At 39.9% G+C, this 12,082-nt stretch carries 10 protein-coding genes; 9 read left to right on the top strand and 1 reads right to left on the bottom strand.

The annotated features are described in order from the left end of the window. Positions 1–66: 66 nt before the first annotated feature. Positions 67–201 (bottom strand): 50S ribosomal protein L34, encoded by a 135-nt coding sequence (gene rpmH / locus AC1DIV_RS01745; protein ID WP_034316183.1) that lies wholly within the window; start codon positions 199–201, stop codon positions 67–69. Positions 202–1,132: 931 nt separating this feature from the next. Between rpmH and dnaA the strand changes: the two genes are divergently transcribed. The 9 genes from dnaA (at position 1,133) to AC1DIV_RS01700 (ending at position 11,729) form a co-directional block, all read left to right on the top strand. Further along, positions 1,133–2,482: a chromosomal replication initiator protein DnaA gene (gene dnaA / locus AC1DIV_RS01740; protein WP_034316187.1), complete on the top strand. Its 1,350-nt coding sequence runs from the start codon at positions 1,133–1,135 to the stop codon at positions 2,480–2,482. A gap of 193 nt (positions 2,483–2,675) precedes the next feature. After that, positions 2,676–3,812, top strand: coding sequence for a DNA polymerase III subunit beta (dnaN, locus tag AC1DIV_RS01735; RefSeq protein WP_054398443.1), 1,137 nt, complete (start codon positions 2,676–2,678; stop codon positions 3,810–3,812). A 220-nt stretch (positions 3,813–4,032) separates the two neighbouring features. Then, positions 4,033–4,245 carry a S4 domain-containing protein YaaA gene (gene yaaA / locus AC1DIV_RS01730; protein ID WP_034316192.1) on the top strand — a complete coding sequence of 71 codons (213 nt, stop codon included), beginning with the start codon at positions 4,033–4,035 and terminating at the stop codon, positions 4,243–4,245. A gap of 21 nt (positions 4,246–4,266) precedes the next feature. Beyond that, complete coding sequence (gene recF, locus AC1DIV_RS01725; protein WP_048687943.1) at positions 4,267–5,385, top strand: DNA replication/repair protein RecF; 1,119 nt, start codon at positions 4,267–4,269, stop codon at positions 5,383–5,385. 12 nt (positions 5,386–5,397) lie between these two features. Continuing rightward, positions 5,398–5,661: an extracellular matrix regulator RemB gene (gene remB / locus AC1DIV_RS01720; RefSeq protein WP_034316197.1), complete on the top strand. Its 264-nt coding sequence runs from the start codon at positions 5,398–5,400 to the stop codon at positions 5,659–5,661. Positions 5,662–5,735: 74 nt separating this feature from the next. Next, the gene (gene gyrB, locus AC1DIV_RS01715; protein WP_034316251.1) at positions 5,736–7,661 is read left to right on the top strand and encodes a DNA topoisomerase (ATP-hydrolyzing) subunit B; all 1,926 of its coding nucleotides are present in this window, start codon (positions 5,736–5,738) and stop codon (positions 7,659–7,661) included. Between the two features lie 95 nt (positions 7,662–7,756). Further along, complete coding sequence (gyrA, locus tag AC1DIV_RS01710) at positions 7,757–10,309, top strand: DNA gyrase subunit A (RefSeq protein WP_048687939.1); 2,553 nt, start codon at positions 7,757–7,759, stop codon at positions 10,307–10,309. A 351-nt stretch (positions 10,310–10,660) separates the two neighbouring features. Then, a complete protein-coding gene (locus AC1DIV_RS01705) occupies positions 10,661–10,912 on the top strand; it encodes a hypothetical protein (RefSeq protein WP_477575683.1) in 252 nt (83 codons plus the stop codon). A 64-nt stretch (positions 10,913–10,976) separates the two neighbouring features. Next, positions 10,977–11,729 (top strand): HD-GYP domain-containing protein, encoded by a 753-nt coding sequence (locus AC1DIV_RS01700; protein WP_340878620.1) that lies wholly within the window; start codon positions 10,977–10,979, stop codon positions 11,727–11,729. The last annotated feature ends 353 nt before the right edge of the window (positions 11,730–12,082 follow it).

Genomic DNA, 12,082 nt, shown 5'->3' with positions numbered 1-12,082 from the left:
TACATGAATTGAGTCTCAGTAAATCCCTTATTTTGCGAAAAAAGACCACTGAGACTTTTCAGTGGTCTATGCAGATAATACTTTTCTGCCCTTACGGCGACGTGCAGCGATTACTCTACGTCCGTTTTTCGTGCTCATACGTGCACGGAAACCGTGAACTTTACTATGTTTGCGGTTATTCGGTTGATAAGTTCTTTTCATTATATGACACCTCCCTGAGGAATAACAGTTAAAGACAGTCTTTACAATTATATAGATGGAGGTTTCTACTTGTCAACCTCATCCATAAAAAATTTCTTTTTTAATGCTCAATGTCCAGTAGGCCTTTTTTTACTACCTAGCCTATTGTAAATGATTTTGCCCCGAACTGATATAGAAATTTTTGGGGAAAGGGAAATTTCCATCATTTTATCCATGAGCACGAATATGAGATTCGCAAGTAATCCTCCTTTCCGACACAACATTCGACAAATTATAAGAATGACCCTGAATCACTTTCGATCTTTCCCCATGGAGGTCTTCCGGCTTGAACACCTGGTTCATATCAGATTAATTCGAGCCTATAATCACCGTCTGTGGATAAAATTCGACATGTTTTTTTCTATCCACATCTCATTTTAGAGACTTTTGCACATAACAATGGCCTGTGGAAAAGTTTTTCCCACAAGCTCGGTAAGTTGTGGATAAAGTTTTCTAACCCATTGCAAGACGCCTGAATTTCTGATATTATATTTGTGTTTTCACTCTGAATAACTTTATCAACAGGTAACGTTTATCCACAGACTGTGAATAACTTGTGGATAGTTTATCCGACCTGTGTATATTAATCTGTCCACAGATGGTGGATATTGTCGAAAACCCTTTTTTCTTCTTTATTATATATTTCTTAAAATACCTGTTGATGAATAAACATTCAAATCTACACTGGCTCACCAGATGTAGTCTGTACAAAGGTTGTACAGCGCAAGATATAGTTTTGGGCACTTCACATTACACAACACAAAAATTCCTTAATACAGCTCACCGAACCTTTGCTGTCAAAATTAATATGAAGACGGCAATCGATGAGTTTATTTGTGCCTATACATTTAAATAAAATGATTAAAATTTTTTTTGCAAAGGAGGGATAAGTTTGGATAACATCGATAGCCTCTGGAACCAGGCGCTCGGAAAAATCGAAAAGAAAATCAGTAAACCAAGCTTTGAAACTTGGCTTAAATCAACCAAGGCTTATTTACTGCAAGGTGATACATTAACAGTCACCGCTCCCAATGAATTTGCCAGGGATTGGCTTGAAGAACGCTATTCCCATCTTATTTCCGATGTATTGTTTGAACTTACCGGTGAGGAATTGGAAGCAAAATTCATCATTCCCCCCAATCAAGAAGATGATGATTTTGCCGTTCCTGTTCAGCCTAAAAAGATAAAAAAACAGGATAAAGAGCATGCTGCATTTCCACAGCATATGCTTAATGCGAAAAATACATTCGATACATTTGTCATCGGCTCCGGCAATCGTTTTGCCCATGCCGCGTCTCTCGCTGTCGCAGAAGCTCCTGCCAAAGCCTATAATCCCTTATTCATATATGGGGGCGTCGGCCTTGGAAAAACTCATTTAATGCATGCAATCGGGCATTATGTTCTAGAGCATAATCCGAATGCGAAGGTCGTTTATTTATCGTCTGAAAAGTTCACGAATGAATTCATCAACTCGATCCGGGACAATAAAGCTGGGGAATTCCGTGATAGATACCGAAGCGTGGATGTTTTATTAATTGATGATATTCAATTTCTTGCGGGAAAAGAACAAACTCAAGAAGAGTTTTTCCATACATTCAATGCGCTGCATGAAGAAAGCAAACAGATCGTCATCTCGAGTGACCGCCCGCCAAAAGAGATACCTACACTAGAGGATCGCCTCCGTTCAAGGTTTGAGTGGGGCTTGATCACGGATATCACGCCGCCTGATCTGGAAACGCGGATTGCCATATTGCGTAAAAAGGCAAAAGCTGAGGGTCTTGATATCCCGAACGAAGTCATGCTCTATATAGCCAACCAAATCGATTCCAATATTCGTGAGCTTGAGGGTGCACTTATTCGTGTCGTCGCTTATTCTTCATTGATCAATAAAGATATAAATGCCGATTTGGCAGCTGAAGCATTAAAAGACATCATTCCTAGCTCAAAACCTAAAATAATCACCATCTTGGAAATCCAGAAGACGGTCGGTGAACATTATAGTGTCAAACTTGAGGATTTCAAGGCGAAAAAACGGACTAAATCCGTGGCCTTTCCAAGACAGATTGCCATGTATCTTTCCAGGGAATTGACGGACTCTTCCCTGCCCAAGATAGGTGATGAATTTGGAGGCCGCGATCATACGACCGTCATCCATGCGCATGAAAAAATCTCTAAACTCATGCAAACGGACACCCAGCTTCAACGTCAGGTTAAAGAAATCCAGGACCAGCTGAGGGTATAATGGATTCTGGATAATGTGAATAACTGGCGACTACTTACACACAGTCTGTCCACATGTGGATAGACTGTTTTTCCTTAGGTTGAGTGGACTTATCCACATATCAACAGGACCTACTACTATTACTACTATCTTTTTTAATAAAAATTATTAATAAATATGCCTATTCGGCAATAAAAAAATTGGAGGATGAAACATGAGATTTATAATCCAAAGAGATCGATTAGTTCATAGTGTCCAAGAAGTAATGAAAGCAGTCACATCAAGAACGACGATTCCGATCCTAACAGGGATAAAGATAAGCGTTACTAGTGAGGGGGTCACTCTAACAGGTAGTGATTCAGATATTTCCATCCAATCATTCATTCCCGCTGAGGTTGACGGTGATGAGATTGTTGAAGTTAAAAGCAGCGGCGGTATTGTCCTGAATGCCCGTTTTTTCAGTGAAATTGTCAAAAAGCTGCCGATGGATACTGTAGAAATTGAAGTGGAGAATAACTTTCAAACGATTATTCGCTCGGGTAAAGCTGAATTTAATCTAAATGGACTGGATCCTGAGGAATATCCGCATCTTCCGATCATTGCAGAAGAAAATATTTTCAAACTTCCAACGGACCTTTTAAAGACCCTTATCCGCCAAACTGGCTTTGCAGTGTCCACGTCAGAAACACGCCCCATCTTAACAGGTGTAAACTTGAAGGTTCAAGATGACGAATTGACCTGTATTGCAACAGATAGTCATAGGCTTGCAATGAGAACAGCCAAAATAGAAAATAAAATTAACGGGACCTATAGCGTTGTCATCCCAGGTAAAAGTCTGAATGAGTTAAGTAAAATCCTTGATGATACAAATGAACTCATTGAAATCGTCATCACCGAAAACCAAGTACTTTTCAAAGCTGAAAATTTATTATTCTTCTCAAGACTTCTTGAAGGCAATTATCCCGATACATCACGATTGATTCCATCAGATAGCAAAACCGATGTGACTGTTCACACCAAGGATTTCCTTCAAGCGATCGACAGGGCTTCTTTATTGGCCAGAGAAGGAAGAAATAATGTCGTTAAATTGACAACCCTGGAAGGCCGTATAATCGAAGTCTCTTCCAATACTCCTGAAATTGGTAAAGTAATTGAGGAAGTTCAGGCAGAAGCCATTGAAGGTGAAGACCTGAAGATCTCATTCAGTGCCAAATTTGTAATGGATGCTCTAAAGGCATTGGAAGGTTCCGATATAAAAATTAATTTCACAGGTGCAATGCGTCCGTTTGTCATTCGTCCGCTACATGACGATTCCATGCTGCAATTAATTCTCCCGGTAAGAACTTACTAAGCTAAAATAATATTTCAAAAAAATTAAAGGCTTGTGTAGCAGGTCTTTAATTTTTTTATATTTAAAGATAGATTTCCAAAGGGTTTTTGGCGTTTTTTAAATGATGTACGGAACGCTGAATCGTTAAAAATAAGAACTGAAAAAGCTATACTTTGTCTTAATGGGATTAATTTAGTAAAATGAAATATTAAAGACTACTTAGAAATGAGTGAGGCATGAAATGGACTCCATAAAAATCAATACTGAATATATTACGCTTGGACAATTCCTGAAATTGGCCGATTTAATCCAAAGCGGCGGAATGGCGAAATGGTTCTTAAGTGAATACGAAGTTTACATTAATGGCGAATTAGACGTGAGAAGAGGCAGAAAATTAAGATCAGGTGATAAAATAGAGATTCCTGGATTTGGCACCTACACAATTACAAGCTAAAACATAAGGGAAGAGCGGAATATGTATATTGAAAATATAAGTTTGAAAAATTACCGCAACTATACCGAATTGAATCTGACTTTTGAGAATAAAGTCAATGTAATCCTCGGCGAAAATGCTCAAGGAAAAACAAACGTCATGGAATCTATTTTCGTTTTAGCAATGGCAAAATCTCATCGCACCTCAAATGATAAAGAACTTATTCGCTGGGATGAAGAGTATGCTAAAATAGAGGGAAGAGTTAGAAAGAGAAATACCTCAATACCACTTGAGCTGACCATTTCAAAAAAAGGGAAAAAGGCGAAGTGCAACCATATTGAACAAAGAAAGTTGAGTCAATATGTCGGAAATATGAATGTGGTCATGTTTGCGCCTGAGGATCTAAACCTTGTAAAGGGAAGTCCTCTAGTCAGACGCCGTTTTATAGATATGGAAATTGGCCAGGTTTCTCCCGTATACCTTCATGATATGAGCCAATATCATAAAATACTTCAACAAAGAAATCATTACTTAAAGCTTCTGCAGACCCGGAAACAAACGGATACGACGATGCTTGACGTGCTGACCGACCAATTTATTCAGTATGCAGCGAAAATTGTCGAAAGAAGATACGAGTTTCTTTTAAAGCTCCAGCAATGGGCAGAGCCGATTCATTCGGGGATCTCCAGAAATCTAGAAGTATTGAAAATCCAATATAAACCGTCGCTTGATGTATCAGAATCTATGGATTTGACGAAAATGATAGAAGTATACACAGAAAAATTTGATAAAATAAAAACAAGGGAAATTGAACGGGGTGTAACACTGGTAGGTCCTCATCGTGACGACCTGGTTTTTTTTGTGAATGACCGTGATGTCCAGACATACGGTTCACAAGGACAACAGCGCACAACGGCCCTGTCTTTGAAACTTGCCGAAATTGAGCTGATCCATGAAGAAATCGGCGAGTATCCCATTTTATTATTGGATGATGTGTTATCGGAACTTGACGATTTCCGTCAATCCCATTTACTGAATACGATACAAGGGAAAGTGCAAACATTCGTGACGACACCCTCCGTTGATGGAATCGATCATCAAACCCTAAGAGAAGCGTCCACCTTTTATGTTAGTCAAGGAAGTATAAAAAAGGTTAAATGATGAGGTGAATGTATGTATCTCCATATTGGTGAAGACATTCTTGTGAAAACGGACGATGTCATAGCCATTTTAGATAAGAAGCTGCTCCAGGCCTCTCCAATCATGAGTGAATTTTTGGAGAAAAAATCTGATGTAACTTCCCATTTAGCAAAAAACTCGGTTAAATCGATTGTAGTGACGGACAAACAGGTATATTATTCACCGCTTGCGTCGTCCACTTTGAAAAAGCGTTCACTGCAGCCATCGCTCTTAATCGATGATATAGATATTCTTTGAATTGTAGCTAAACGTTATAATTACTCCTTAAAATTGATAATGCCAAAAGAAAAGTGTAGGTGATACGTATGACAATGGAACAAAAAGAAGTACAAGCTCAGGCATACGATGAGAATCAGATACAGGTTTTAGAAGGCTTAGAAGCAGTTCGTAAACGTCCGGGGATGTATATCGGCACTACCTCTGCAAAAGGACTTCACCATCTTGTTTGGGAAATTGTCGATAATAGTATTGATGAGGCACTAGCCGGTTTCTGTACGGAAATCAAAGTGACGATCGAAGAAGACAATAGCATAACCGTAGTCGATAATGGTCGGGGAATTCCTGTGGGGATCCATGAAAAAATGGGACGCCCAGCTGTAGAAGTAATCATGACGGTCCTTCATGCGGGCGGTAAATTTGGTGGCGGAGGTTATAAGGTCTCCGGCGGTCTGCATGGTGTGGGGGCATCAGTAGTTAATGCCTTATCCACGGTATTGGAAGTTTACGTTCATCGTGAAGGTAAAATCCATTATCAGCAATTTAACCGCGGTATCCCAAAAGAAGATTTGAAAATCATCGGGGAAACCGATCATACCGGAACGACTGTACACTTCATTCCTGATGGTGAAATCTTCACGGATACCCTGGAATATGACTTCGATACATTAGCCACACGAATCCGTGAGCTTGCATTCCTGAATAAAGGGTTGAAGCTGATCATTGAAGATAAACGTGAAGAAGAAGAAAAAATCAGGGAGTTCCACTATGAGGGCGGTATCAAATCTTATGTTGAGCATTTGAACCGTTCTAAAGAGGTATTGCATGAGGAACCGATTTTCATGGAAGGCGAGAAAGATGGAATTTCCGTTGAATTGGCTTTGCAATATAATGACAGTTATATCAGTAATGTCTTTTCTTTTGCCAATAATATCCATACCTATGAAGGCGGTACACATGAATCAGGATTCAAGACTGCTTTGACCCGTGTCATCAATGATTATGCACGGAAAAATGGTCTTTTAAAAGAAGCTGATGCCAATTTCTCAGGTGAAGATGTCCGGGAAGGTTTAACGGCAATCATTTCGATTAAGCATCCTGATCCACAATTTGAAGGTCAGACGAAAACCAAACTCGGAAACTCTGAGGTAAGAACGGTTACTGATTCCATTCTTTCGGAACGACTTGATGCCTTCTTATACGAAAATCCTGCCGTGGCCCGAAAAATTGTAGATAAAGGGCAAATGGCAGCGAGAGCCCGATTGGCAGCGAAGAAAGCACGTGAATTGACCCGGAGGAAAAGTGCTTTGGAAGTATCCAATCTACCAGGTAAATTGGCAGATTGTTCTTCTAAGGACCCGAGTATCAGCGAATTATACATCGTTGAAGGAAACTCTGCGGGAGGATCGGCAAAACAAGGGCGGGACCGCCATTTCCAAGCTATCTTGCCGCTAAGGGGTAAAATCCTTAATGTTGAAAAAGCGCGATTGGACAGAATCCTGCATAATGAAGAAATAGGAACGATCATCACAGCACTTGGAACAGGGATTGGTGATGAATTCAATACTGAAAAAGCTAGATACCATAAAATAGTTATCATGACCGATGCGGATGTGGATGGTGCCCATATCAGAACACTGATGTTGACATTCTTCTACCGGTATATGCGAAAAATCATCGAGTATGGATATATATATATTGCTCAGCCGCCACTTTTCAAGATTCAGCAAGGGAAAAAAGTGGATTATGCTTATAATGACCGCGAGCTTGAAGAAATCATGGCAAGTTTGCCAAGTACTCCAAAGCCTAACCTGCAGCGTTATAAAGGGCTGGGGGAAATGAATCCGGAGCAATTGTGGGAAACGACCATGAACCCAGAAACGAGAACGCTGCTTCAAGTCAGTTTGAAAGATGCCGCCGAGGCTGATGAAACTTTCGAGATGCTGATGGGCGACAAGGTGGAACCGCGACGTAACTTCATTGAAGAAAATGCAATTTATGTAAAAAATCTTGATATCTGATTTTTGACAGGATGCTTTTTACATCCTGTTCTTTACATAGTGCACGAACAGTTAAACTTAAATGAGATATAAGCTTTTAATAGGAGGTTGGCTCCATGTCAGAAAATGAAAGATCAGGTGTTAAAGAAATAAATATAAGTACCGAGATGCGGACATCGTTTTTGGATTATGCGATGAGCGTTATCGTGTCGCGGGCTTTGCCTGATGTAAGGGACGGTTTGAAACCGGTACACCGAAGAATTCTTTATGCAATGAACGATCTTGGAATGACTTCGGATAAACCATTTAAGAAATCAGCCCGTATTGTCGGGGAAGTTATCGGTAAATATCACCCGCATGGTGATTCGGCAGTATATGAAACAATGGTACGGATGGCGCAACCTTTTAACTATCGCTATATGCTTGTGGATGGACATGGGAATTTCGGTTCGGTCGATGGTGACCAAGCTGCCGCAATGAGGTACACCGAAGCGAGAATGTCGAAAATCTCGATGGAGTTACTCCGGGACTTAAATAAAGATACGGTCAATTTCCAGGATAACTACGATGGTTCAGAAAGAGAACCAGCCGTCATGCCTGCCCGTTTCCCGAACTTGTTGGTGAATGGTTCATCAGGAATAGCGGTAGGAATGGCAACCAATATTCCGCCCCATCAATTAGGTGAGGTAATTGACGGCGTATTGGCTTTAAGCAAGAATCCTGAAATTACAATTCCAGAGTTGATGGAATATATTCCTGGTCCGGACTTTCCGACAGCCGGTTTGATTTTAGGGAGAAGCGGAATCAGAAAGGCCTATGAAACCGGTAAAGGGTCAATCATTCAACGGGCGAAAGTCGAGATTGAAGAGAAACCGAATGGTAAACAGGTAATCCTTGTTAAGGAAATCCCTTATCAAGTGAATAAAGCAAGATTGATTGAAAAAATTGCAGAACTTGCCCGAGATAAGAAAATCGAAGGCATCACCGACTTACGGGATGAATCGGATCGCAATGGCATGCGTATTGTCATGGAACTTCGAAAGGATGTTAATGCGAATGTCCTTTTAAACAACCTGTATAAGCATACCGCGATGCAGACCACCTTCGGAATCAATCTGCTTGCTTTGGTGGACGGTCAGCCAAAGGTGCTGAATTTAAAACAATGCCTGCGCTACTACTTGGAGCATCAGCAGGTAGTCATACGGCGCAGGACTGAATTTGAACTGCGGAAAGCGGAGGCCCGTGCCCATATTTTAGAAGGTTTGCGTATTGCACTTGATAATTTGGATGCAGTCATTTCGTTGATCCGCAGTTCCCAAACGACAGATATTGCCCGTGAAGGCTTAATGACACAATTCTCACTTTCCGAAAAACAGGCGCAAGCTATCCTGGATATGCGTTTACAGCGCTTGACAGGTTTGGAACGTGAAAAAATCGAAGATGAATATCAGGCATTAATGGCTATAATTGCAGAATATAAAGCGATTCTTGCTGATGAGGAAAAGGTTCTTGAAATTATCCGTGAAGAGCTTCTTGAAATTAAAGAACGTTTTGATGATAAACGGAGAACTGAAATCACATTAGCCGGCTTTGAAAGCCTGGAAGATGAAGATTTAATCCCAGAGGAAAATATAATCGTGACACTTACGCATAACGGTTATATTAAACGCTTGCCTGCAACCACATACCGCAGTCAAAAACGCGGGGGGCGCGGAATACAGGGTATGGGAACGAATACAGATGACTTTGTCGGTCACTTGTTAACCACTTCGACTCATGACACTCTATTATTCTTTACCAACAAAGGTAAAGTCTATCGTTCAAAAGGATATGAAATACCTGAATATGGCAGGACAGCAAAAGGATTGCCGCTTATCAACTTGTTGGAAGTCGATAAAGGCGAGTGGGTCAACGCAATCATACCTGTGAAGGAATTTGCGGACGATTGGTATTTATTCTTCACGACCAGACATGGTATATCAAAGCGTACACCTTTATCATCTTTTGCAAATATCCGTAATAACGGTTTAATTGCCCTAGGTTTACGTGAAGATGATGAATTGATCTCTGTCCGACTTACGAATGGAGAGAAACAGATCATAATTGGAACGAAGTCCGGAATGATGATTCGTTTCCCTGAGACGGATGTACGGACAATGGGACGTACTGCAGCAGGAGTAAAAGGGATTTCCTTAGGGACGAATGATGAAGTTGTCGGAATGGAAATTCTTGAAGATGATGAAGAAGTCCTGATCGTTACGAAAAACGGTTATGGAAAAAGGACCTCTGCGGAAGAATACCGTATTCAAAGCCGTGGAGGCAAAGGAATAAAAACATGTAATGTCACTGAGAAAAATGGTGAACTTATAGCCGTGAAAACAGTTACGGGTGAAGATGAAGATTTGATGCTGATTACAGCAGCTGGTGTATTGATCCGAATGGAAGTCGAAGGCATTTCTAAAACGGGCCGTAATACACAGGGTGTTAAGCTCATCCGACTCGAATCCGCAGATAATGAATATGTTTCTACGGTGGCCATCGTAGGAAGGGAAGAAGAAGAAGAAAAAGACATGGATATAGAGGCGGTAACAACTCTAGATCCGGATTCTGATCCTGAACCTACTGTAAATGAAGAAAATGAAGAAACTGAAAAAGATACGGAAGAATAATCTTTTCCTGAAAAAGGGGTTCGGAATTAAAATTCCGAACCCCTTTTGAAATTCCCTTTGATTATTTTTAAAACAATGAGAAAGCGGGAGTATCCGTAGGCAACGCTCAAATTGTATAAACCGTAAAAAAACTGTAGACCCAGCAATAAAGCTGGGTCTTTTTTGCATTAGCTCGGTTTCAAAGTGATATCAGAGTGTTTGGGTTTGGGTAAAAAGACTCGTTTGCCTCGAAGGGATTTCCTGATAAATCGCTTTTTTTTAGGTATTTAATCATAAAAAAAAGATAGTTTTCACCATGTTTTTCAAGTAAACTGATACTCATTAATACTTCCGAGGTGAAACGTTTTGCTAGTGAAAACTCACTATTTAATTGAAGGCTGCATCATCTCTAAAGAGATTAGAGGTCTTTCGAATCGCCCCATAATGTATGAAAAAACAATATTGACCACGCAATTAATTGAGGCATTGCAAGCTTTTTTAATAACAGAGGTAAGCGTTGAAAAAACTTTGATTGATGGAAAGAAATTTTTGCCGAAAGAAGTAATCGATCCAGAATTGCAAGAAAGGGGAAAGTCATCGGATTTTACTGATTTGTATCCTTAAGTCAGTACAAACATATAAACGATTATTTAAAAATTGGCAGGCGGGCAGTAAAGTCGAAGTGGCCATGATCCGTTTAATCATGATTCCCCTTATGGACAAGGCTTTAGAGGAACCAGAAAACATTTTGATGCTGCACCACTATTGCAATAAAGAAGAATATGTATTTCATCATGCTATTTCCATTGGATTGATAGGAGGATATATTGCATTTAAAATGAAATGCAATAGGGCTGATGTCTATCAAGCTGCAATTGGCGGATGTCTGGCAGATTGCGGGATGGCAAAGCTGCCACCAAGATTATTAAATAAAAGGGAAAGCCTGACGGCAGATGATTATAAGGAGATACATGCCCATCCCATTTTCAGCTACAAGATGATAAAGGATAGTTCCATCATTAAGGATAGTGTGAGGGTAGCCGTTCTAGAGCATCATGGAAGGTTAGATGGAACGGGTTATCCCAAAAGATTGAAAACAAAGCCCATGAACTTATTTTCAAAAATCATTGCTGTTGCAGATGTATTTCACGCCATGACTTCCGAAAGGGCATATAGAAAGAAACAGTCACCGTTTAAGGTATTGGAAATGATCTTCCATGATGACTTTGGTAAATTTGATATTGCGGTAGTTAAAACCTTGTTATCAAGCTTCGCTAATTTTTCCATAGGAAGCCGGGTCAAACTGAACAATGGATTCATCGCTGAAATCATTTTCATTGATGCCGGCTCGCAAACAAGACCGGTCGTAAAGGTGATGGATAGTGGGCAAATTATCAATTTAGGGATTAATCGTGAATTATATATAGAAGAAATACTATAATGTTTAAAGAAAAATTCCACTCTTGAAATGTAAGCTTTTTCTTCTTGATCAGGGGTAAAGTCATAGTATTTGAAATCTATGAATGGATGTATATTATTTATTTTAAAATAACTATTGCTTTTATTCCTGATACTAGATATAATAACTAAGTCGACAGCGAAAGAATAAAGTCGTTGACAAGAAATAATATAGATGATATATTATTAAAGTCGCTTACGAAGTAACGACGATAAATCGCTCTTTGAAAACTGAACAGAACAAAGCGCCAACGTTAAATTTTAAGTGAGCACACACTATCAAAAAAGCAAATGAGCAAGTCAAACATTTCTTCGGAGAGTTTGATCCTGGCTCAG

Source organism: Peribacillus sp. 05N428, assembly GCF_056397085.1.
Note: the sequence above shows the minus strand (reverse complement) of the source record. Positions and strands in the feature narration are given on the sequence as shown.

Excerpts from the sequence above, each read along its gene's own strand:
- rpmH (WP_034316183.1), bottom strand. The coding sequence starts at position 201 with ATGAAAAGAACTTATCAACCGAATAACCGCAAACATAGTAAAGTTCAC.
- dnaN (WP_054398443.1), top strand. The coding sequence starts at position 2,676 with ATGAGATTTATAATCCAAAGAGATCGATTAGTTCATAGTGTCCAAGAA.
- yaaA (WP_034316192.1), top strand. The coding sequence starts at position 4,033 with ATGGACTCCATAAAAATCAATACTGAATATATTACGCTTGGACAATTC.
- recF (WP_048687943.1), top strand. The coding sequence starts at position 4,267 with ATGTATATTGAAAATATAAGTTTGAAAAATTACCGCAACTATACCGAA.
- remB (WP_034316197.1), top strand. The coding sequence starts at position 5,398 with ATGTATCTCCATATTGGTGAAGACATTCTTGTGAAAACGGACGATGTC.
- gyrB (WP_034316251.1), top strand. The coding sequence starts at position 5,736 with ATGGAACAAAAAGAAGTACAAGCTCAGGCATACGATGAGAATCAGATA.
- gyrA (WP_048687939.1), top strand. The coding sequence starts at position 7,757 with ATGTCAGAAAATGAAAGATCAGGTGTTAAAGAAATAAATATAAGTACC.
- AC1DIV_RS01700 (WP_340878620.1), top strand. The coding sequence starts at position 10,977 with ATGATCCGTTTAATCATGATTCCCCTTATGGACAAGGCTTTAGAGGAA.